General features: G+C 60.3%; 12 protein-coding genes. 10 read left to right on the plus strand and 2 right to left on the minus strand.

Going from position 1 to position 23,608, the window contains the following annotated elements:
- Window positions 1-96: 96 nt before the first annotated feature.
- Window positions 97-438: a hypothetical protein gene (locus EKN07_RS06570; protein ID WP_108714841.1), complete on the minus strand. Its 342-nt coding sequence runs from the start codon at window positions 436-438 to the stop codon at window positions 97-99.
- A gap of 543 nt (window positions 439-981) precedes the next feature.
- Here EKN07_RS06570 and EKN07_RS06575 point away from each other — a divergent pair.
- The 7 genes from EKN07_RS06575 (at window position 982) to EKN07_RS06605 (ending at window position 6,868) form a co-directional block, all read left to right on the plus strand.
- On the plus strand, window positions 982-2,091 hold the full coding sequence (locus EKN07_RS06575) for a hypothetical protein (protein ID WP_126145964.1): 1,110 nt from the start codon (window positions 982-984) through the stop codon (window positions 2,089-2,091).
- The gene (locus EKN07_RS06580) at window positions 2,091-3,260 is read left to right on the plus strand and encodes a TadA family conjugal transfer-associated ATPase (protein ID WP_108714843.1); all 1,170 of its coding nucleotides are present in this window, start codon (window positions 2,091-2,093) and stop codon (window positions 3,258-3,260) included. The genes EKN07_RS06575 and EKN07_RS06580 overlap by 1 nt, the downstream gene beginning before the upstream one ends.
- Complete coding sequence (locus tag EKN07_RS06585; protein ID WP_126145965.1) at window positions 3,257-4,114, plus strand: hypothetical protein; 858 nt, start codon at window positions 3,257-3,259, stop codon at window positions 4,112-4,114. The genes EKN07_RS06580 and EKN07_RS06585 overlap by 4 nt, the downstream gene beginning before the upstream one ends.
- On the plus strand, window positions 4,111-4,674 hold the full coding sequence (locus EKN07_RS06590; protein WP_126145966.1) for a type II secretion system F family protein: 564 nt from the start codon (window positions 4,111-4,113) through the stop codon (window positions 4,672-4,674). Before EKN07_RS06585 ends, EKN07_RS06590 begins: the two co-directional genes overlap by 4 nt.
- Window positions 4,675-5,163: 489 nt before the next feature.
- On the plus strand, window positions 5,164-5,346 hold the full coding sequence (locus EKN07_RS06595; protein WP_108714846.1) for a DUF4244 domain-containing protein: 183 nt from the start codon (window positions 5,164-5,166) through the stop codon (window positions 5,344-5,346).
- A gap of 428 nt (window positions 5,347-5,774) precedes the next feature.
- Complete coding sequence (locus EKN07_RS06600) at window positions 5,775-6,116, plus strand: TadE family type IV pilus minor pilin (protein ID WP_126145967.1); 342 nt, start codon at window positions 5,775-5,777, stop codon at window positions 6,114-6,116.
- A 140-nt stretch (window positions 6,117-6,256) separates the two neighbouring features.
- Window positions 6,257-6,868 carry an Rv3654c family TadE-like protein gene (locus tag EKN07_RS06605; protein ID WP_164546623.1) on the plus strand — a complete coding sequence of 204 codons (612 nt, stop codon included), beginning with the start codon at window positions 6,257-6,259 and terminating at the stop codon, window positions 6,866-6,868.
- Window positions 6,869-7,200: 332 nt separating this feature from the next.
- Here the strand turns inward: EKN07_RS06605 and EKN07_RS06610 are convergent, their stop codons facing one another.
- Entirely contained in the window at window positions 7,201-9,741 is a 2,541-nt protein-coding gene (locus EKN07_RS06610) for a DEAD/DEAH box helicase (protein ID WP_240611314.1), read from the minus strand.
- 827 nt (window positions 9,742-10,568) lie between these two features.
- Between EKN07_RS06610 and EKN07_RS06615 the strand changes: the two genes are divergently transcribed.
- The 3 genes from EKN07_RS06615 (at window position 10,569) to EKN07_RS06625 (ending at window position 23,553) form a co-directional block, all read left to right on the plus strand.
- Window positions 10,569-12,470, plus strand: coding sequence for a ribonucleoside triphosphate reductase (locus EKN07_RS06615; protein ID WP_108714849.1), 1,902 nt, complete (start codon window positions 10,569-10,571; stop codon window positions 12,468-12,470).
- Window positions 12,467-13,384, plus strand: a complete 918-nt coding sequence (locus tag EKN07_RS06620) for an anaerobic ribonucleoside-triphosphate reductase activating protein (protein WP_240611315.1) — start codon at window positions 12,467-12,469, stop codon at window positions 13,382-13,384. Before EKN07_RS06615 ends, EKN07_RS06620 begins: the two co-directional genes overlap by 4 nt.
- A 668-nt stretch (window positions 13,385-14,052) precedes the next feature.
- A complete protein-coding gene (locus EKN07_RS06625; RefSeq protein ID WP_126145969.1) occupies window positions 14,053-23,553 on the plus strand; it encodes a DUF5979 domain-containing protein in 9,501 nt (3,166 codons plus the stop codon).
- Window positions 23,554-23,608 lie beyond the last annotated feature (55 nt).

A 23,608-nucleotide genomic window follows, 5' to 3' on the forward strand; every position in this document is an offset into this window, starting at 1 on the left:
CGGAGTGATGTAGATATGGGTGGTATTCATGGATTACAAACGGCGCGCGGCCTGTGTAGCCGCGCGCCGTGAGTGGGAAAACGGAACTGTGATGGCTCAGTTGGTAATGGCCTGCTCCGCGCAGGTCGCACTTGCCTCTTTGGTCTTTTGGAGGTCGTCGTCCGTGAAAACTTCCGCTTCCATATCGCCGTCGACGAGGGCCTGAAGTGCTTCGGCAGAGAAGTCATCGTAGACCTCGTCCACTAAGCAGGTGTAGAAGCCATCCGTGAGAATAGCAGAGACTTCGGAACCGTACTGCTCCTCCATCATCGGTTGGAGATACGTTTGCATCGCGTTGGAGACTTCCTCTTTGGACGGTTTCTCCGCGCTTCCGCAAGCAGCCATCGAAATCGTCAGGAGTGGGATGGCGGGCAGTGCGATGAGTTTCTTGAGATTCATGTGCTGAGGCTCCTTTCGTTCAGTGGGCGAGTATCCCATGTTCCTTCTCTCGGCCAAATCCATACAAGTGGAGCTTGACTTGTCCTCACTGTATCACCGGATTTACGCGGATACTCCGCGGGATCGGTCCTTGTGTAGGAGATCACGCAGCGTTGCAAGGAACAATACGGCACGAATGTGCTGGTCGGCGAGCTGTCAAAGGCGCAGCGTCTGCCCCGTGCGCTGTGGGTGAGAGGAAATCGCCGCGAAAGATTTGAGAGGAAGGCAACTTTTCTGCGGGTTGGCTCGGCAGGAGTTCATGGACTTTGCACGGTCTTTCGCTGCGCCGGTGACGATGAACGAAATCGCATCATAATCACTGAGAAGATCTCCACAGGCGGGCAAATGAAGGGGCTGTCCACAGGCGCAACCCAAACGCTGCGTCCATGAGAGCACATGCTTCAAGCTAGATGCACACAACAAGAGTCGCAGAAACGGAGCCATCGACCACTCTTCAATGGCTGAATGGCGCGGCACAACGGGAGTCATAAGAATGGAAGCAATATGGAAAGCAGACGCAAGGCGGGGATGGGGCACAGGCAATCTCTCGAACAGAAACGCTCGCGCAAGCAAGAGAGCAATGTGACGGTGATCAATGCGCAGGAGTTGACGCAGCACAAGGAGGGAGGACGGATTGCGGCATGTTCCTTGGCCGCGCACAGCGAGACTGTGCGTTCCGAAGTCAATCGCTTGGCGGCGCTTGCTGGCATCAACATTGTGACTGGTCGTTCCGGGACCGCGCCGTCTGCTGTGCTCAATTTACGGGAAGTGGATGGAAGTATGCCGCAGGTAGAAGCTAGCTTTCACCCGGCCTACGCTCCGTACTTTGCATCTGGGTGTATAAGGCTTTCGTTGCGAGAGGAAGCGGAAGATGTCCTCGAACTGATGCTGGCGGCGGGATCCACCCAACGGGGTACCATCGTCGGAGTCATTGGAAGTCGAGGTGGAATTGGAGTCTCGACTCTAGCGAGTTGGTTGGCGCGGGAGATGGCACGTGAGAGGGAGACGTGCCTCCTCGACCTCGATCCGCTGTCTGCTGGCATCGATCTTCTTCTCGGCTTGGAAGGCGCACCGGGCCTGCGATGGTCCGATCTGGCAGAAGACAGCGGTGCCCTCGTTCCTGGCAGGCTAAATGCTGCCCTGCCATCGCTGGGCGCGCTGCGCGTTCTCAGTGCCGACCCCAGAGGCGGTGCGCCGCGCGGGGGAGGTCTCGGCGTCGATGCGATTGCCGCTCTTTCGCAGGCCAATGAGGTCACGGTGCTGGACATTCCACGATCCGGCATCGACGCGGGCACGAGGGAGCGGGAGTGGTTGGAGTGGTGCGACGTCGTCGTACTCATCGTGGGTGGTGGATTGCGGGAAATCCAGCAGGCGCGGCGGGCTATCAGTCTGCTGCCGGGCGAAACCCCGCTGGTTATCGTCGGGTCGGGCGTGAGTGGAGGTGAAGCTGCGGCGCTGGCCGAGGCGCTTGATGTGCCGCAAGTCATGCCGTTACGACGGTTGCGTACCTTGGACCAAGACCTCAGCCACGGCGTGCGGGTAGGCGATCGCACTCGTTGCGCCACCGCGCGGGATGTGTCCCGTATCGGGGTCATCTGCCGCGAGGCGGTGTGATGAAGCAGTTAAGTGACACACAGATCCGCCGAGCGCGCGCAATCCTCGCCGATGGCAAGGGCATTCCGGAAGCGCTGGCGGACACCGTTCCAGTGGCTGTTGGGGTACACGATGTTCTAGGTGTGCGCCGCCAGTTGCGCGCGGCGATTGGGGGTGCAGGCCCGATCCTGCAGCCGCTACTGGAGGATCCACAGGTGACGGACATCCTCGTGAACGGGGTCCATGGCGTATGGATTGATCGCGGCAGAGGTCTTGAAGCTGTTGCTGTGAGCACCGGTCTTCTCGATACACCACAGCAGGTGCGCGACCTTGCGGTGCGTTTGGCTGCGGCAAGTGGGCAGCGCCTCGATGATGCCAGTCCGATTGTGGATGGCACCCTGGAAGGGGGCCTGCGTCTGCATGCTGTTCTTCCTCCTCTGGCGTGGGAGGGTCCGTTCATTTCGTTGCGGTCTCACCGGGCTGTGACGTTGAGTTTGGACGAGCTTGTAGCGAGCGGTACCGTGCCGGTTGAGTTGGCTGCAGTTCTGGTTGCTCTGCTCAACAGCCACGCCAATGTCATGATCTCTGGTGCGACAGGATCTGGAAAGACGACGCTGCTTTCGGCGCTCCTCTCGCAGGTATCGGCGGCTGAACGCATACTCATCATTGAGGAGGCGGCCGAGTTGCGCCCGCGCCATCCGCATGCGATTCACCTACAGGTGAGGCATGCCAATGTGCAGGGAAGTGGCGAAGTCGGCATGGTTGACCTGGTACGAGCGGCGCTGCGCATGCGGCCGGATCGGATTGTTCTGGGTGAATGTCGTGGTGCGGAGGTTCGGGAGGTGCTTTCGGCCCTTAACACGGGCCATGAAGGCGGTTGGGCAACGGTCCATGCCAATTCTGCACATGACGTGCCAGCTCGATTAGTTGCTCTGGGTGCTCTCGCGGGCATGACGGAGGCAGTGGTTGCGGCCCAGGCGGCTAGCGCGCTTGATGCCGTTATCCATATTGACAAGAACAATGGGCAACGTTGCATCAGTCAGGTCGCCACGTTGGAGCGGCGCGGCGACGAGCTGGTGACTTGTGACGCATTGAAGTGTGTCGATGGCGAGGAGGGACAGCGACGTGTCGTTCCCGGCCCAGGGTGGCCGCGTCTAGCACGCAGGCTTGCATTGAGAGAAAGTATATGAAGCTGATTGGTTTCCTTTTACTGCTGACCGCCTGGTATTGGACTCCGTCTTATCCCCGCCGTGCAGGTGCGCAGGCCGGAGTGCAGCAAACGGCACTCATTCGAAGGCTGTTGCGCGGTGGGAAGCCTTTTCCGTGGCCGTTGGCGGGAAGCTCTCCGCCGCAATACGAATCTGGTGTGGGGCAGGGAGCTCGTTCCGATTTGGGGCACTCGTCCGGTGGATATGAGGCAGGGGGTGGCCCAGGCTTTTCTGGCGGGGAGAGCTCGCAAGGGATGCGAAAGGTGACCTTGCGGCGGTTGACGCGGAGCGTCCGTCCGGTGCGTGAGCCCGAAATCGGTCTTTTGGTTGCGGAGGCTGCGACTCGATTGCGATGCGGTGCGAGCTTCGAACAGGCCTGGCAAAAGACTTTCGAGCGTACAGACATTGCCGACAGATACAAAACGGGCGTCGATAGCGCTGGTGTGCCTCACGGTCTGCGCGCGCTGCAGAGATCATCAAGTAGCACGGAGCTGATGTTCGCCATCCCGGCTGCGGTTGCCGTGTGTCGGCTGAGCCATCTGACCGGAGCGCCAAGCGCGGATGTATTGGAGGCGTGTGCGGGCGGCATCACCGAGGTAAGTGAGGCGGCAGCAGCACGCAGGGTGGCCCTTGCTGGGCCACGGACGAGCGCGCGGATGCTTGCCCTTCTACCTTTGCTTGGCTTACTCCTCGGATATGTGTTGGGGTCCAACCCTCTGGCGTTTCTTCTGAGTACGAATATAGGACGAGTCTGCCTCCTTGTAGGTTTCGCCTTTGAACTGGCGGGAATCGTGTGGGTGCGGCACTTGGTTAAACGAGCGGAAGAAGGCTCATGATGACTGCCTCCACGCCGAGTCTTGCAGCCTCGTTGCTGGCGGCCTGGGCTGCATGCGGCCTATTGGCACTGGCGCTCACGGCGAGAACTCCAAACGGGAGGCGGAGGCCCTCGAATCGTCCGACGCTACTCGCCCATGTCGACGAGGCAATGATCCTGGATATTGCACAAGCGGCATTACAGGGCGGTACATCCATACCGGGTGCACTCCTTGCCATCCATGAAGCGGTAGCGGAGAGCGAGAGCGCGGGGCTCGACGTCGCGGCGCGGACGCTGCTTCTGGGCGGAACGTGGGAGGAAGTATGGGGCCAGGTACCGGCGCGTTTTCAAAGCCTGCGTGACGCGCTTCAACCCGCATGGGAAGATGGCGCGGCTCCATCCGCGCTGCTTCGACAGGCCGCGGAAGGTATTCGACAGGGGCGGAGTAGGCGTGCCCGTGAAGCCGCGGCTCGGCTTGGAGCTCACCTGGTGTTACCGCTGGGCCTGTGCTTCTTACCGGCCTTCGTGATGCTTGGCATCGTACCGGTTATCGCTTCGGTTGGGCTTTCGCTGTTTCACTAGACGAGTGCGGCCGAGGCGCCGACACGCGTCCCACTGGGCATCGTTTCGGGCGCTGGCACGGGCCATTACGCAGGAATCCGGATCCATAGAGTGCGCGGCGAAACCGGTTTGGATGCGCGTCGACGTCGCTGTGGCCTGCCGGGAAGCGAGGGGCGCTTTCAAGTTGCGACATGCACGGGACGCTTGGCGGGTGGGAGCCGCGAGTCCATCTGTTACCTTCCCGGGGCGTTGTACCTTCATTCCCAACCGGTGGCAACCGTGAGTCCGTCCATTACGCATTCCCTCGGCCGAGTCTCCGGCATTGAAGAGTGCCTTGCCGACTGCTGGTCAGCGTAGTTCGTCGAAGACTCTCACCTGGCGCTGTATCCACAGATCGCGTTATGTCGTGCGGATTCACAGGAGCTTCTAGCGGCTGGTCTGCTGTGCCCGCGAAACGGGAGAGTGGTAGTACCGCGCCACAAAGGGTGGCGCCAAACATTGGAGGAAACAATGTCTATGCAACTCGGAGGTTTTCTGGAGGACACCAGCGGCGAAGCCGGTATGGCAACGGCTGAGTACGCGATAGGGACCGTCGCCGCCACATCTTTCGCAGGGCTTCTGGTGTGGATGATGAAACAATCCTGGGTCAAAGAGGGGTTGGTGTCGATCTTCAAAGCAATCTTCAAGTTCTAGCCGTAGAAGCGAGCGGGGAGGCGGCTGGGAACATCCCGACGGTCGCCTTCCTGCTCGCTACCCAAACTGATTGGTTGCATCTTGCCATCGGCAGTTGTACACAACGGAGCCAATTCTCCACCTCGCTGAAGGGCGCTTTCGCAGCCTTGCCGAAGGGCGCTGAGCCGCAACGGCTTGCTACGGACGTAAGCTCTGCTCTGCCTGCAAGGCTGAACTTGGCTTCGCGCGTTTATCGGCGACGGGTGGCGGGGTTTGGACCGCCACCTGCGTGGTCGATTCTCACGTTCGTTGCAGGCACATGTTTGCCACACACATGATCGGGAGATTGCGTAGTGTGCGATTGCCGAGGGCGGTTGCCATAACAAAGGAGAAAAACAATGTGGTCACATAAGCACGAGTCAGCTAGCCCAGTTTCATCGGAGCGTGGCATGGCGACCGTCGAAATCGCGCTTGGGATGATTCCGATAACGGTCATGATCATCGTCGTACTTGCCGCTGGCTCCCTTGTCCATTCCTACATGCAAGCGCAGGATGCCAGCCGTATGATCGCGAGGTCGGTTGCACTGGGAGAATCGCCCGATGTAGCACACTCGGCTGCTGCGCAGGAGTCCAATATGACCGTTGCCATCGAGACCGAGGGTGAATATGCCCAGATCACGGTTACCGCGAAGCCTGGCGGAGTACTCGCGCCGCTTGGTTCCGGTCCACTGGGTATCGACATATCCGCCACGACTGTGGCCCGGCTCGAATCGGGGGTGACGCTGCCATGAACAGATGCGTCAATGGCAGAGGCAGGAGTGCCGCCGTTGGGAGCAGGGTGCGGAAGCATCGGGGTGCTGCGCCACTTCTATCAATCGGCCGCAGTAGACACGGGTCGGCTTGCGTAGGTTGCGGAGGAGGAAGACCGGCGATGTCGCTTGTTGAAGTCGAGAGCTCTAGTCTCTCGGGCTCGGGCGATCAGGTCGGGCCGGGTGATCAGGTCGGGCCGGGTGGCCTATTCGGGCCGGGTGGCCTATTCGGGTCGGGTGGCCTATTCGGGTCGGGAGATCCGAGGGAGGTTAGCGCGCATACGCTGCTCAAAGGGTCTGTGGCACCCTGCCAAGACCGCGAGTCGGTGCAGCGGAGCATTAGTTGGCATGCCGGTGACACACGAAGTGAGCGGCCGAGAGCCTCCCCGGAGGTCGGGGCTGGAACAGTGCTCGCGGTGGGTGTGTGCCTTCTGGCGGGCATGCTCGCGGTCCTGCTCCTGTTTGTGGGAAGTGTTGTCAGTGTCAAAGAACGGACACAGGATGCAGCGGACCTAGGCGCGCTTGGCGGCGCGCAGGTCTTCCAGGAGTCTCATGACGGCGAACAAGCCTGTGCCGCGGCGGCCATGATCGTGCAGCGGAATAGAGCAGAGTTGGTGGAGTGCACAATGAGTGGCGAATATGCCACAGTGAAGGCACGCACGGTGGCGGTGTGGCATTGGGTGAGTTTCACTGCGCAGGCAACGGCCGGTCCGGCGGACGCGCCACCCGAGTGAACGCTCACACCCCCGGGCAAGAGTCCGCACCCCTGAATGAACGCCCGAGTCACCTGAGCGAACTCCTGCGCCCCCCAAGGGTTCAGTGCCACCCCAGAGAAGGCCTGCACCACCCAAGTGGAAGCCTCAGTTGCCTGAATCCCACAGGTACCGCAGCTTCATGGCTGCGGCTACCCGGAAGCTGCATCGTGGGTTGTAGTGGTACGTGCGTGACCTTTCGATGCGGCGCCGAGGATGCGGCAACAAGAACAGATGTGGTGCCAAGAGTACAGGTCATTTAGCAGGGACAAGCTCGTATCCGGCGTTTGCTCACCATCTCGGCATGGTACACGTCACTCTGTAGGGGCAGCCTCCTGCAGAGAGGGCAAGAGCAGGCGGAGTAGCTGAATTGCGCCCGCCTTGGATAACGGCTCGTTGTTGTTCCCGCATTTTGGTGACTGGACACAGCGCGGACAGCCCGTCTGGCACGAACAAGTCTCCAGAGTGCGCAAGGTCGTTTGGATCCAACGGGTGGCGGAATCGAAACCGCGGCGTGCGAAACCTGACCCACCAGCGACGGCGTCGTGCACAATAACCGTTGCCTCGCCCGTTTGCGGGTGGACAGCGGTGGAAAGGCCGCCAAGATCCCAGCGGTCGCAGGTAGCAAAAAGAGGAAGGAGGCCAATCGCAGCGTGTTCGGCGGCGTGCAACGCCCCCGGCAGATCCGCGGCCGGAATCCGTTCTTGTTTCAGCGTGGCGGCGCTTATCGTCCACCAGGTACCAGTTGTTTCGAACTGACGTAGAGGCATCGTCAGTGGTACAGAGCCCAGGTACATCCCGTCATGGGAGCGGCGGATGTCATAGCCCGTGACGCGGGAGGAGACAATGACCTGGCCGACGGCCCAAGTCCCGCAGGAGAGATTGACCGAGGATGTGGTCTCAAGGATCTCGACTCGATGTTCTTCACGGGAATAGGTGCGGATCTCCTCTTCGCGGTGGGGGTGCACCACCGCAGTGTCGGAGTCTAATTCGTCGACTTGGTAGGGGATGCCCTGGTGAAGATAAATGGCCCCCGGATACACGGTGGTGTCAGCGCGTTCGCGGCCAACGGTGCCCAGAAGTGCACCGTCCTCGGAGTTGATGATGGAAACGGTGCTCGCTTCACCGCGTACGCTGACCGTGTCGTGTGCTTGGGTGCCCAAGGCCGTATTCCAATACCAACCGGTTGGTCTTTTCCGCAAGAGCTCTCCGGCGGCGAGATCATCGAACAGAGTGGTGTCGGCAAGCCCGAACAAGGCGGCGTCCTGCGCGACCAACGGTAGCTCGGCTGCCGCCGCGCATAGCTGCGGTACGAGAACATTCGGATTAGCAGGGTCAAACACATTGACCGCAGCCGGAGGCTGGCGAAAACTGTCCGGATGTGAGAGAAGGAACTGGTCCAGTGGGTTGTCACGTCCGATGAAAACCGATAACCCGGCCTGCCCGGCTCGCCCAGCGCGCCCGGTCTGCTGTGCGAAAGAGGCGTGGGTGCCAGGCCAACCGGTAACGACGACGGCGTCCAGTCCGGAGATATCGATGCCCAGTTCAAGGGCATTGGTGGTCACCAATGAACTGAGAGTTCCATCGCGCAGCGAACCCTCCAGCTCACGTCGCTCCTCGGGAAGATAGCCACCGCGATAAGCAGCGACCCGGTTACGGACCTGAGGCGCGTGATTGGCCAGGTAGTCGCGCGCGATCTCGGCAACACGCTCAGTTCCGGCACGCGATCGAACGAAGGTGAGACAGCGCGCCCCGGCTGCCACCAATGTTCCGGTCAACTCACCGGCTTCCGTGTTAGCGGCGCGGCGAGGCCTCTCCTCGCCGGCGAACTCGATATCGGGGTCGTATCGCCGTTGGTCTGTGGGAACGCCCGTCTCGCCCTGACCTGATGTTGTCGTGTCTTCTTGCCCGTTTGGGCTGGTGACTAGGGGTGCCTGAGAAAGCCGGGGGTCGCGAGTGCCTGGAGGAAGTCCAGCGGCTGCTCGTCCCTGCCCCATGCCGGTTCCGTCACGGCCGTTGTTTGCGTCGTCGAGCTCACGGCACTGCCACAGCACGGTTGTCTGCGCTCCGCGTGGGGCGCCGTCGTCGGCAATCCCGACCACCGGCCCTAATGCCTCGCCGAGCATTCGCTCGGCAGCTGATTCAGGGTCATCGCTGGTCGCGGACAGGAAAACCACGACCGGTCTTGCCCCGTAGTGCGCCGCCATACGCAGGAGTCGGCGTAAGGTCAGGGCGACGTGCGCGCCAAATTGACCGCGGTAGGTATGGAACTCATCAACAACGATCAGATGAAGACCACGCCACAGACGTGTCCAATTCTGCTGTCGAGCCAGTAAGGCATGATGCGCGAAGTCTGGATTCGTCAAGATGATGTCCGCGTAGTCGCGCGCCCACGAGCGTTGCGGCAATTCAGAGTCGCCATCAACCGTGGAAACGCCGATCTGAGGATCCACGATTCGGCACAGGGTACGCAGCGCATCCAATTGGTCGGCAGCCAAGGCCTTGGTGGGAGACAAGTACAGGGCAGTTGGTCTGCGGTGCAGGCGAGACAGTGAGACCTCGTTCCGCTCAAACCTGACGAGTTCTGCAAGAAAAGGCACCCACGCCGCGAGTGACTTGCCGGAGCCCGTACCCGTAGCGATAACGGTGTGGAGTCCCGCGTGAATCGACTCCGCCGCCTCCGCCTGATGAATCCAGGGGCGTTCCACCCCCTGCCTTGTCAACGCGTGTCGAACCGCAGTGGGAATCCATTCGGGCCAACGGCTAGTGCGACCGGGACGTTCGGGTTGCTCAATGATTCCCGTAATCTGGCCGGGAGTCGCATGGCCACGTAGAACATCCAACAAGTTGGTCACCCGTCAACCCTATGGCATCAAGCGGCTTCTCTGGGGACGGCATGCCATCGGGTTGCCATCGATACTTTGGTCGGCCGGTACCGTCTTGCACGATTCCGATATCGGTACAATGAGTCGGCCATTGACGCGAGTGTTGCGACTCCGGTTACCTCTGTCTTGAAACCGGTAGGACGGCCCACCGCTCACATTGCCCCCACTTCCGGTAGGCCATCCTTGATACTCGGGGCGGCGCGCGGAGCAGCCGACGCTCGCTGGGCAGCGCCTCAGGACATCCTTGATACTCGGGCAGTGCTGATACCCGACTCGCGAGTCGCGACGTGTGGAGACGAGCGCACCGAACACTTCCGAGAGTGCACTGCCTGCTCAGAGAAGAGCGCACCGCATACTCAGCCGAGAATAATAGGGGCGAGAACATTGCCTGTTGTGCGAGTGGTGGGTGGAGTTCATTCGGCTGTCTTCCACCCCCCGGCGAATTCTCGGATGTCCAATTCGTCCTTCGGGCGGTCCATATGTTTTGCCTGTCTTCCCCCGGCAAATTCGTTGAGGACTTTAGTCCCAAGTGTTCTATAAGGTGCGGCGTTGTGGCTTATGCGTGACGCAATATGTTGGGTAGCACGCGCGTGTCTACCACTACATGTAGTGGTACATGGCCTATGTTGGACAACGCGCCTCGGGGTGTTCCGAGGTGCACACTGATAAATGCAGTACTGGTACGCATAGTGCCTATGAATAATGTGCTGGTGCGGCCGTCGCCTCAGTCGCCCGGGGTGGTGCTCGGTAGAGGCTGCGACTACCAACAATCGGCGTTCGTTGGAGGGAACATAGATATGGCAGAGAATACGAACCGCGTTGAGATTGACGCCATTGAGACGGTCAATGAATATCTTGATCGCTCTGATTGGCGTGTCAATGCCAACGCCAATCAGGACTATTCCCTGGGTGGTCTGGTCCTGAACTCCGCCGGCAAGACCATCGCGAACTACTGGCTCACCCAGGTGTACAGCCCCGAGGAGGGAAAGGCGCATCGTAACGGCGACTATCACATTCATGATCTGGACATGCTCTCCGGATACTGTGCTGGTTGGTCCTTGCGCCGTCTACTCGAAGAGGGGTTCAATGGCGTCAGCGGTGCCATTGCTTCAGCACCGCCCAAGCACTTCTCTTCTGCCTGCGGTCAGATCGTGAACTTCCTCGGCACACTGCAGAACGAGTGGGCGGGAGCGCAGGCGTTTTCCTCCTTCGATACCTACATGGCGCCCTTCGTCCGGCTCGACAACATGGCATTTGCCGAGATCAAGCAGTGCATCCAAGAGCTGATCTACAACCTCAATGTCCCGTCTCGCTGGGGAAGCCAGTGCCCCTTCACGAACCTGACCTTCGATTGGACATGCCCGGCTGATATCGCGGATAACCACCCCCTCATCGGGGAGGAGGTCTGCGACTTCACCTACGGTGAGCTTCAGCACGAGATGGACCTGATTAATCGCGCGTACATGGAAGTTATGACCGAGGGCGATGCCGATGGCAGAGTCTTCACCTTCCCCATTCCGACCTACAACATGACGAAGGACTTCGACTGGGACTCTGAGAATGCCAATCTGCTCTTTGCGATGACTGCCAAGTACGGTCTCCCCTACTTCCAGAATTTCATCAATTCGGAACTTGATCCGGGGATGATCCGTTCAATGTGCTGCCGTTTGCAACTCGACTTGCGGGAACTCCTTAAGCGCGGCAACGGCCTGTTCGGTTCGGCTGAGCTGACCGGTTCCATCGGCGTCGTCACCATTAACACGGCCCGACTCGGTTATCTCTACAAGGGTGACGAGGCCGCTCTCTACGCCCGCCTCGACCACTTGATGGATTTGGCGAAGTCCACGCTGGAGAAGAAGCGCGTCAAGGTGCAGCAGTTCATGGACCAGGGGCTTTATCCCTACACCCTGCGCTACTTGGGGCATCTCAACAACCATTTCTCCACCATCGGAGTCAACGGTGTTAACGAGCTGATCCGTAATTTCACCGACGACGCCCACGACATTGCCGACGAGTGGGGTCACGCTTTTGCGGTGCGTCTGCTGGAGCATGTGCGCGAGCGCCTTGTGGCGTACCAGGAGGAGACGGGCAACCTGTACAACTTGGAAGCCACTCCCGCGGAAGGCACCACTTATCGATTCGCGAAGGAAGACCGCAAGCGTTACGCGGGCATTTTGCAGGCCGGCACCGACGATGAGCCGTACTACACGAACTCCTCTCAGCTGCCTGTTGCCTACACCGACGACGCCTTCGAAGCCCTCGAGAAGCAGGCGGATCTCCAGTCCCTGTACACAGGTGGCACGGTCCTCCACCTGTACATGAACGAGCGGATGAGCTCTGCAGAGGCATGTAAGCGGCTGGTTCGGCGTGCGCTGACGAACTTCCATCTGCCCTACATCACCATTACGCCAACCTTCTCCATCTGCCCGGTGCACGGTTACCTTGCCGGTGAGCATCTGACATGCGAGAAGTGTGCGGAAATGAACCCGTCGGCGGAGCCGCAGGTCTGCGAGGTGTGGACGCGGGTGATGGGCTACTTCCGTCCCGTCCAGTCTTTCAATATCGGCAAGAAGGGTGAGTACCACGAGCGTGTGACCTTCAAGGAGGGTGCGCTTGCCAGCCGCGCTTTGCACGGTGACAAACTAGTCGATTCGTATGACGAATTCCAGGCGCAACTCAAGCAGGAAGCCAAAGCGTGATCAATCGCGACCAACAGGTTGACTGGCCGGTAGCCTCTGGTGCGACCGGCCCGTCCGACCGTTGTTCACAGTCGGAATCCGCGACTACTTCTGCCACGCCGTTGGCAGCCGCCGCTACGCGGTCGGCCGCCTCAGCCGTCGCAGGTAGATTGAACTCACTTTCCGCACCTGTAGCGGACGATGTGGCGATTGCCGGGTTCGTCCCGCTGTCCAGTGTTGACTGGCCGGATCATCTTGTTACCACGGTGTTCTTGCAGGGGTGCCCTTGGCGGTGCCCCTATTGTCAGAACTCGGAGATCTTGGATTCCCGCACACCGGGCATCGTGCCGTGGCAGGAGGTGACGATTCACTTGCGGCGGCGTCGAGGCCTGCTTGACGGCGTCGTCTTTACCGGAGGCGAGGCGCTGCGACAGGCGGCGCTGATCCCTGCCATGCGCGAGGTGCGTGATCTGGGATTTCAGGTAGGCCTGCATACCGGAGGCGCCTATCCCAAGCGTCTCCGGGAAGCACTGGAATTGACGGACTGGGTGGGGTTGGATGTTAAGGCACTGCCCGATGACTACCGTTCCGCTGCCGGGGTCGCCGCAGGTGACAAGGCCTGGGAGTCGCTCGACATTATGCTTGCCATCCATGAACAGCGTGCCGGTTCCACTTTTCCGCTCGATTACGAAGTGCGGACCACCGTGTATCCGGGATCGCCTTCGGCTGAACACTTCACCGCCATGGTCGAGACCCTGCGTGCCCGTGGTGTTAGGCGCTTCGCCCTGCAGGAGGCGCGTACGACCGGTACCGATCCGATTTTTCAGGAGATGGCCCGGCGGTGGGACATGCCTGCGTGGCGGAGGCGATTCACAGACTTGACGGTGATTGCGCAGAATGTGGGCTTTGATTGGGTGGAGGTTCGCGACGTGTGATAGCACCGCTTTCTTCGTGAGGGACCGGTGGTGTGAAAAGGTAGGGCTTATGTCGCGGGAGCATTTGGTGGCTGATGGGTACTCTGTTGGGCTCTGTGCTCTGCCTCCCAAATTTGGGAACATGGCTGCCCGGGCCGTTGTCCTTGGATTGACGGTTGGAATATGCGACGCTTGACTTGGCGTGAGCGTGTGACGCGAGTCATGTTGACAAGTTGTGGTGCTCTCATGTCGGCCGCAATGTCTTCAATAAGCAAACACGCCTCATATGATATGTACCTGGGGGAATAGACTGTACAAATCAATTGCAACTTCTATAATCTCGTACAAGACGTGAACTTAGATATGTTAGTACGACAGCGTTTTGGCTGGTCACGCAAGTGGCAAAGTTGAGACTCGAGGTTTTTCTTTGTTGTAGCATACTGCCAAGCTTGGCCTTGAACTTGTTCAATTGGGCCAACGACGATCACATTCTGGGGGCGAATGCGATGAGTAGTATAAAACATACATTCTCTTTAATGTGGGAAGAACAAACTGCGACAATACTTCGAAGGTTCCAGTGTTTGAACGCGGGCCTGAGTCGATCATCGTGGACCGGCCGCACCACGCAGTGTCGAACTTTTGGTGGGATACTCGCGGTACTTGTCTCAACGATGCTTGTACTGGGATCGGTGATCTGGCCATGGCACACCACGCCGGCACAGGCAGCAGAGGTAACGGTTCCACTTGGCGAGACCGTTGCCAGTGTCTCCAACGTGACGATGAAAGAGGAACCCATCGGGGGCGGATACTCCAACGAGTACTACGCCAACCGATACGGCGGTGTACGCTACTCACCAGTTTCGGGCGGCAACTACCTCTACCAGACCACCACGGAAGATGTGACCGGCTCCCAACAAGAGTACGCGCTCTTCGCCTACGGTTGGGGGACCAACCAGAGTAGTGCCGGACCAACAGCTGACCTGCAGACGCAGAGTTCGGTCGGTTTCCGCCCCGGTGAGACCTCCGCGGTGGAAGTCGGGAAATCCTTCCTTGTGGGCGATATGCGTCACTGGAACAATCCCATTTTCACCACCACCGATTCGCGCTACAAGGACGACGACGGCAATGGTGGTTCGCTCCTGTACGGCAATATCAATGTTGCTCTCGGCCAGAACCCGGACGGCACAGTGGCTATTGATTCCGCCTTCCCATTTACGCTGCATGAGACAGTGAACACCTGCCGGTCCACTTTTGACGCCGATGGGAACTACGTGGAAGACGGCTCCGGGCGCTACGCGATGAACAGTGCCGGACAGGTCGGTCTTCGCGCCACCTGGACCGGATGGGGATGGTCCTCCGACTACCACTACGCATATGATCGCTCCGGCATCCTGCGGTCCTTCCCTGCCGGTGACGTTGCTGCTGCGGGAGAGGACAACGGCGCGCTATACGGGAAGAACGGCCGCTCCTGCGAGGATGACTATCTCACCATTGCCACTGATCGGTCCGACACAGCATGGACGGATCCTACAACAGGCATACAATACAAGCTCAAGTTGTGGGGTTTCGTCAACAAGGGAGCGGATTGGCAGGCTTGTGCAGCCGAGCTTGATGAAGCGGACATTGTTGATCTTGAGGCAGGCTTTGTTACGAAGGAAGCCGCGCAGACGTACGGGTGCCTATACGGTTCCATGGAACAGGTCCGTGAGGTGACGTTCCAGAAATACGCCACCACGGCCGAGCAGTGGCAGGACACGGAGATCCCCACCTTCACCTACAGTAATCTCTCCGAAGTTGGTTCGGTGGCGGCCGAAACCTGGAGCCCCATGGGGTCCATGACGCCGTCGGGCTGGGGCACCACCAACATGGCGGTTGACAGCAAGACATACGAGTTGCTCGCGCCGGATGACCGCGCCAAGGTACAGGAGGATACCCCGGTTCCCGCCTTGACGGACAGCTCCTCTGGATGGCGACTAGCCGACATTGTCTGTACATACGGTGACGACGGCAATATCCTCCTGGACCGCAACGGAAACCCGTTCGACTCCACTGCCGACAATCCGACACCTAATATCGATATCGACGCTGGAACGCTAGCGCTAGACAGTACCGATTTGGCGGACAACGTCAACGACACGAATATCACCTGCACGTACCACAATGAATACGAGGCGAAATCACGCCTGACCCTGGTCAAGGCATTGCAGGGTGACGTTCCCGACGGCGTGACGGCTGACCAGTGGACGGTGACGGCCAATGGTACCGACACCATGACCAGTGATACGGCAGTTTCCGGACGTTCGGGAAGTGAGGCTGTGACCAGCCAAGTCGTCCCCAGCGGTTCATACCAGCTGTCGGAGAGTGCGCCAGCCGACGTCTACGGTTTCGAATTGGTTGAGGACTGGAGTTGCGCGGACGCCGATGGTGCAACGGTCGACGTGAGCGACAGCGTAGTGAACCTTGCCGACGACGCCGACGTCACCTGCACCGTCACGAACCAGCTGCGTACCGGCAGCCTGCAAATCAGCAAGGAGATCGACGACCCGCTGGGTGGACTCGCTGATACAACAAAGACCTATGACATTTCCTACGACTGCGGTACCGCGAACGGAGTGGACTACTCGGGAACACGTACGGTAAGCGCGGGGGAAACGGTGCAGATTGACGGTATCCCTGCCGGTCTGACCTGCACGGTTTCGGAGGAGACCCCGGATGGCGGTCTTACGAACTCGTCCTACCACTGGGCAGAGCCGACCTTCTCCGCGCAGGACGTGGTGACCGTTGGCGATGACACCGTCAGTGTGACGGTTACCAACCACATCGCCCAGGAGACGGGATTGCTGCAGATCAGTAAGAGGGTGCTACCGGAAGACGGCGTTGCTCAGCCGGGCTATACCGGTGAGCGAGCCTTCCCCATTGACTACTCCTGCCAGCTGGACGGCTCCGGGGTAGCCTCCGGTACGGTGGAGCTTGCCGATGGCGAATCAACCACGGTGACGGTGCCCGCCGGGGCGACATGCACAACAAGCGAAGATGTTCCCACCGTCGAAGATGGCGATTTTGCAACTCCCGCTTACGAATGGACACGCAACAACATCGTTGATCAGACGGTGACCGTCGCTGCGGATGCCACGGCCTCCACCACGGTGGAGAACTACTACACGGTGGTCCTTGTTCCGTTGAACCTGACGAAGCAAGTCGTGGGCGGGGGATATCTCGGGACCGCGGCTGACGGCTCGACCCATACCTTCACGATCACTGCGGATTGTGGTGCGGGCTTCACCTATACGGAGGAAGTGGCAGCCGACGAGACAGTGACCGTTCAAGTTCCGCGTGGCACCACCTGCCAGATCAGTGAGAATGCAGACGGCGCTGACGACGACTTCGCCGACGACGTGCTGGATGCCGATCACGAATGGGACCCGGCAGCCACGGAGTACGTGGATGCAAATGGGCAAGCCCTCGAGAACAATCTCATCGCTATCTCTTCTGCGGGCGGTGAGACCGCCAAGGTCATAAATCACACTACTGCGGCCTGGGGCGGGATTGCCGTGACAAAGGTAGTTCCGCAGACCGAGGGTCTAGTAGCCGGAACCGCCTTTGATTTCGACATCGCTTGCGATGCCCCGGCACAGGGAGATGACGAGAACTACACTGCCCATATCTCCCTGGCAGTCGGCGAAGTCTGGCGCAACACGGGTGCCCCGCTTGCGGCGGGTACCACCTGTACGGTGACCGAAGAGTCGTTGACGGGCACATCCACCGGGCTTGTCGATTCGTCATACCGGTGGGCGTCCACCACCATCGATCCCGATGATGGAGTGGGGAACACGGTGGAGGTAGATGGAACGACGGCGACGGTTGTGGCGCATGCCGCCAGTTCCGACGCAGGGCGTCCCTACCCGCGTGTGACCTTCACTAACACCTACGAACGCGTCTACTCGACTATCGGGGTGGAAAAGATTCTCAATACTCTGGACAGCGATCCGAGTGTGGGTACGACGACCACCTTCACTGGCACCTGGACATGTAGCTACGGCGGTGGCGCAACGGAGGTCTCCGGAACCTGGAGCCGGACTGGAGCAGGGGCCGCCACATTGACAGTGACCTCGGGTGACGCCGTCCTCTCGGAAGGCAATACGCGTGCTTCCGTGCTGCTGGGTTCCAACTGCTCCATTACCGAGGACGACCCAGGATATCCGGACCCCGCGAATCACTCCTTCTACTGGCAGAATCGCCAAGCGGGTGAACCCATCACCGTCAGTGCGGATGCCAGCGCCAACACGCTGACCTACACGAACACGGTCGGCAAGTACTTGGCGGGGCTGACAATCACGAAAACGGTGAACGGCCCGGGTGCGGGTGAGGGATACGCTGCAGGTTCCTTCACGGTTCACTATGAGTGCACCTCGCAGGCGGGGCACACCGTATCGGGTGATGTGGCCCTGAGCGATCTCTCGTCCCAGCTCGTCTCGGATGTCCCCGCCGGCTCTACCTGCACGGTGTCGGAATCCGAGAATCTGCCGACGCCGATCGATCCCTATCGTTGGGATACGCCGTCCTTCACAGTGAGCGGTGATGGTGTCACCGGAACTACCACGAGTGATGGGGCAGTCACCTTCACCCTGCCGGATGAAGGTGAACCGGAAGTCGGCGTCGAAGTGACGAACTCGCTGTCTGCGCGCACGGGATCAGTGACGGTTGCGAAGACGGTGGCCGACGAGAACAAACAGGGTTATACGGGAACAACCTTCCCGGTCTCACTGCTGTGCACACCGCCGGGAGGAGATGCGGCTACGGTGATGGGTACGGCCGATCTTGGCGATGGCGATAGCGTCACCTTTGAGGTGCCGCTCGGCTCCACCGGATGCTCGGTGACCGAGGCCACGATCAGCGGCGGGCTGCAGGACGACTCCTACGCCTGGGGGACGCCGGACTTCTCCGATCCTCTCGCCAACGTTGGTGAAGGCGATAATGGCACGCTCACGGTGACGAACCACATCGAGCGCCGATTCGGCACTATCAGCCTGAGCAAACGGATCACTGGTGAAGGCGATGCTGCTGCACAAGGAGGGGCTGTTACCTATACGGGCAGCTTCGTATGCACCCACGCCGGAGACTCTGACATCAGCGGCACCTGGAGTGTGACCGGTGCGGGAGTCGCTACCGTGATCGCCACGGTCAACGGGACAGAAGTTGATCTCGCAGCCGATAACAGTGTGCTGCCGCTGGGGGCAAGCTGTACCCCGGCGGAGGACCCGGTTAACGATCCGCCCAATGCGGGCGACCCATCCTATGTATGGGGCGCTGCCGGTGATAGCGCTGCGGTTAGTGACGCCGTCGTCGCTGCGGATATCACCAACGAAATGACGGTGACCAACGAGGTGGTCCAGGAGACCTCCACCGTGCATATCAGCAAGGAGGTCACAGGTGAAACCGCTGGCCTGGCGAACGCCGACCAGACGTTTACCGTGTTCGCCACCTGTACCGATGAGGGCAACGACTCTTTCGATCCGCGCGTTGTGGAACTGACCAATGGTCAGACGGCGGACTTCCCGCGCACACTGCCACGTGGCTGGACGTGCCGGCTTTCCGAGGAGTCGCTGACGCAAGACATGCTCAAGGATGTCTCCTACGCGTGGGGCACTCCGGTTTTCGAGGTGACCATTGACGGTGTCACCACCGAGACAGACACCTTCGTGGTCGAGGGCGATGAAATCTCGATCAAGGTCAGCAATCCGATTACGCGCGTGCGTGGCAGCCTGGAGATCCGCAAGGAACTTGGCGCCACCGCGGCACAGGATGGCATCGTCAATGACGGGACCGCGTACAGTGGCTCCTACACCTGCAGCTATGACGGCGAGGAAATTGCCAGTGGCACGTGGAGCGTCGACGGCGCCGGTACGGCCACTTTGACAACATCGGACGGTGAAGAGCAGGGCGAGCTTCCGCTGACCGCGGTATGTACTGCGAACGAGGACACCCCGGCAGACTCCGCACTGCGCGATACGTCGTATACGTGGCTCGATCCGGTGGTCACCTACTCGGGTCCGAATGTGGAATCCGGGGCGACAGTGGAAGCGGACTCTCCGGCACTTATCACTGTGACGAACGATGCGACACGCGTCTATTCGGATCTGCGTATTGAGAAGATTTACAGCGGAGTGGATGGCGACGGCACAACGGCTGGACTTGCCGACGGTGCCGAGGTCCTCATCTCCTATACCTGCGTTGCTGCAGATGGCAGCACAGTGGAGGGGCAGACCACTCTTCCCGCCTCTGGCGGTGCCATTGCCACACCGGATCTGACGGCGGCGCGCATCCCCGCAGGTTCCGAGTGCTCGATCCAGGAACAGACGCTTACCGATGACTTGCTCAGCGATAAGTCATATGGATGGAACACACCGGTATACGAGGTGACGCCCGACGAGGGTGGTGAGTTCGCGGGCGGTAACTCGGTGACAACCGAACCGGAGGCTACCGCGGTACTGCGGGTGACGAATGAAACCACACGCAGGTACGGTGCCCTTGAGATCGTCAAGGACATCCCGGAGGGCTCCACGGCCACCTTCGGGAACGTCTATTCGGGCGAATGGACGTGTACAGCGCAGGACGGCACGGTAGCCGCCGGAGAATGGACGGTGACCGGACGAGGAGACGCCACCCTGACTGGCGCGGACGGTTCAAACCCGGCGCGTATTCTTGCCGATTCTTCCTGCACGGTTGCCGAGAGCGGACGTCCGGGAAACCCGGTACATTCCGACGCTTCGTACACTTGGACGACGCCGGTGGAGGAGGTGCCGGTTGACTACACCAACAACGGGGTGATTCCAGCCGGTGATCACGTTCGGGCAACCGTCACCAATGAGACGGCGCGTAATATCGGCTCCTTCCAGATTCAGAAGGCTCCGATCGAAGGCGCGTCCGATGGCGTCACCGATACTACATTCGCAGTCGACTACTCCTGCCGTGCTGGCACAAACGATCCGATTAGCGGGACCGTGGAGGTGCAAGCAGGCGGGGCTCCGGTCACCGTTGCGGGTATTCCGCTCGGCTCGTACTGCACGGTATCCGAGCAGGGACCGCAGGGTGGTCTCGCCGAAGGCATGACCTGGCAGCACCCGGAGACGTATACCGTCACCGGTGCAACCATCATGATTGCGGAGGGCGAGGAGCAGGTCGAGTCGGTTACCGCCGATGAGGTGCAGTTCCGCCTTCCCGTTGATCCGGACGCCGAGGCGGCGACTGTAACCGTCACGAACACGGTCCTGCCGGAGGCCCTGATAGCGAAGACCTTCACCGGCTCCGCACAGCATATGGTTGACGAGGCCTGGGATGGCACATGGGATCTGACGTACACGGTGACGGTGACTAATCCGTCTTCCGTGCAGGCATTGACATACGACCTGAGCGATGTGTTGACGCTTCCGGACTCCGTAGTTCTTAACCAGGTGACCATCAGCGGCGGTGCGCTAACCGAGACGCTTGCTGCGGACGCCATGCCGGATCCCGTGATTACCGGTGCGGAGCTTCCCGCGGCGGCCGACGGCGAGGGGACGCATACATACACCATCACGTTGAATGTGACCGGTCCCGCCGACGGCGTTAACACCTCGGGACAGGCGGAGTGCTCAACTGATAGTGCCACCTCTGGTGAGACGATCCATAACTCGGCGACGGTTACCTCCAATGGTACGGAGCATTCGGATGAGGACTGTGGATCGATTCCTGAAACTCCGGAGGTGGGTGTGGAGAAAACCGCTTCCACGGCTACAGATAACGGTGACGGAACGTGGAGCATTGACTACACGATCACGGTCACCAATAGCAGTGAGGCGGTGGGCCGTTACACGTTGAGCGATACGCCGTCATTCGGAGATGGCCTGACCGTGCTCTCTGCGCAGGTACGGCAACCGGGCGACGACGAAGCACAAGACCTCGAAGGCACCGGACCGTGGACATTGGCCACCGACCGGACGATCACCGCCGATGGGACGCATGAGTATCACGTCATTGTCTTGGCACAGGCCGATCTTGGCGCGAATGGGATTCCGGATACGGCCGTATGTGAGCCCGATGGCTCCGACGGCCCAGGCCAGGGCTTCTACAACGCTGCCACGGTCAGCTCTGCCGGCAAGACCAGCGACGCGGACGCTTGTGCCAGCCCCGCTGTTCCGGAAATCGTCAAGAGCCTGGACAGTTCCGATCAGCGTCTTGCCGATGGTGCCTGGGATGGTACGTGGGATTTGGAGTACAGCATTACGGTGAGTAATCCTTCTGCGGATATTGCTGTGGTGTATACGTTGGTGGATACTCCGGCCTTGGGTGATGGTGTGACGATTAATTCGGGTACTGTGACCGGTGGGCAGACTCCGGATGGTTTCACGTGGACTGCTGCCAATGGTCAGACGCAGGTGATTGTTGATGCTCCGGTGACGCTCCAGCCGGGTGCGAGCGACACCTACACGGTGCGCTTAAATGTGACAGTACCGGATGCGGGTGTACCGGCCGACGGCTTTGACGCTCAATGCGTGGGTGGCGATACGGCCGCTGGTAACCAGGCGCTGCACAACACGGCTACGGTAAGCGCCGGCGGTACGACCTTAGAAGATGAGGCCTGCGGATCGATTGAGCAAGCAGCCCAAGCGACTATCGAGAAGAGGCTCGAAGGAGTTCCCGTCCAGCAGCCCGATGGAAGCTGGACGATCACCTACAGTCTCATTGTCTCCAATAGTTCGGCGCTGCAGGCCCGCTTCGACCTGTCGGACGAGTTGAACTACGGCGCAGGAATCACCGTGGACTCGGCAACTATCGAATTGACGGAAGGTCACCAGGCGGTCACGGAGACCAACTGGGACGGCGTGCAGAATACGGCCGTCGTCGTCGGTGGAAGTATTCCGGCCGCCGAGGTACCGGCAACCGACGATGACCCGGGAACCCCGGCTAGGATCGTCTATACGGTGACCGTCCATGCGAGCGCGCCGCTAGCGACTGTGGCTCCAAGCGCGGCCGACTGCACCGTTGATGACGGCGAGGATGGCCGCACAGGTTTCCGAAATGTTGCATCCCTGGTGTCAGGTGGGCAGAGCACAACTGCTGAGGCCTGTGGAGCCCCGGCTGCCCCAACGGTTGACAAGACCTTCACCAGTGCGCAGCGGCGTCTTGCCGATGGGGCCTGGGATGGTACGTGGGATTTGGAGTACAGCATTACGGTGAGTAATCCTTCTGCGGATATTGCTGTGGTGTATACGTTGGTGGATACTCCGGCCTTGGGTGAGGGTGTGACGATTAATTCGGGTACTGTGACCGGTGGGCAGACTCCGGATGGTTTCACGTGGACTGCTGCCAATGGTCAGACGCAGGTGATTGTTGATGCTCCGGTGACGCTCCAGCCGGGTGCGAGCGACACCTACACCGTGACGCTCAACGTTAACGCTCCCGCTTCGGGAGTGAACACTGACAGTGCCATTGACGCGCGGTGCCAGGGCAGCGACACGCCGGCGGGCAACGAGGCGCTGCACAACCAGGTGACCGTCACATCCGGAACCTCAGAATTCACCGCCGATGCCTGCGGCGATATTCCGGCACTGCCCGCAGTTATCGTCGATAAGACGGTGACTGGTACACCGACGCTTGTCGACGGTGTGATGACGGTGAAGTATCAGGTGACTGTGACGAACACCGACGAAGCAAACGCGACGCGATACACACTCACGGATACTCCCGCATTCGGAGAGGGAATGGAGATCATCTCTGCCGAGGTCACAGGCAATGGTGCGGCGGACGACTGGGATGGCACGGCGCAGCCCGTGGTCGTCAGTGATGCAGCCCTGGAGGCAGGAGCCTCCGAAACCTTCACGGTAGTCATCCGAGCCAAGATTCCATCGTCGCTGAGCAGTACTGCAGGCAACTGCACGCTGGAGTCGGGCGAGTCAGGAACCGGCGCGCTGAACCGGGCAACGGTGACAGCCGGCGGTGAGGAGATGACGGATGAGGCCTGTGCCGAGCCGCCGTCGCCCACTCCGACCCCGTCTACGAGCCCGTCCCCGAAGCCATCAACACCCTCGCCGCACAAGATGCCGTTCACCGGCGCGGATATCCGCTATGCCGTGTGGGCGCTGATCTTGATCGGCGTGGGTGGTCTCGCCGTGGCAGGAGCTCGTCGCCGCCGGAAGCACACGGAGGCGTAACTAAGCAGCCGTAAGGCTGCGACGGCTGCACCTTCCGGATTTGTGTGAGGCAATC

Source organism: Actinobaculum sp. 352 (genome assembly GCF_003957265.1).
In the GTDB taxonomy this organism is placed as follows: domain Bacteria; phylum Actinomycetota; class Actinomycetes; order Actinomycetales; family Actinomycetaceae; genus Asp313.

What these genes read in the sequence shown, in the direction of transcription:
- EKN07_RS06585 (WP_126145965.1), top strand. Translation starts at nt 3,257, where the DNA reads ATGAAGCTGATTGGTTTCCTTTTACTGCTGACCGCCTGGTATTGGACT.
- EKN07_RS06580 (WP_108714843.1), top strand. Translation starts at nt 2,091, where the DNA reads ATGAAGCAGTTAAGTGACACACAGATCCGCCGAGCGCGCGCAATCCTC.
- EKN07_RS06600 (WP_126145967.1), top strand. Translation starts at nt 5,775, where the DNA reads ATGGCGACCGTCGAAATCGCGCTTGGGATGATTCCGATAACGGTCATG.
- EKN07_RS06595 (WP_108714846.1), top strand. Translation starts at nt 5,164, where the DNA reads ATGTCTATGCAACTCGGAGGTTTTCTGGAGGACACCAGCGGCGAAGCC.
- EKN07_RS06575 (WP_126145964.1), top strand. Translation starts at nt 982, where the DNA reads ATGGAAAGCAGACGCAAGGCGGGGATGGGGCACAGGCAATCTCTCGAA.
- EKN07_RS06570 (WP_108714841.1), bottom strand. Translation starts at nt 438, where the DNA reads ATGAATCTCAAGAAACTCATCGCACTGCCCGCCATCCCACTCCTGACG.
- EKN07_RS06615 (WP_108714849.1), top strand. Translation starts at nt 10,569, where the DNA reads ATGGCAGAGAATACGAACCGCGTTGAGATTGACGCCATTGAGACGGTC.
- EKN07_RS06605 (WP_164546623.1), top strand. Translation starts at nt 6,257, where the DNA reads ATGTCGCTTGTTGAAGTCGAGAGCTCTAGTCTCTCGGGCTCGGGCGAT.
- EKN07_RS06590 (WP_126145966.1), top strand. Translation starts at nt 4,111, where the DNA reads ATGATGACTGCCTCCACGCCGAGTCTTGCAGCCTCGTTGCTGGCGGCC.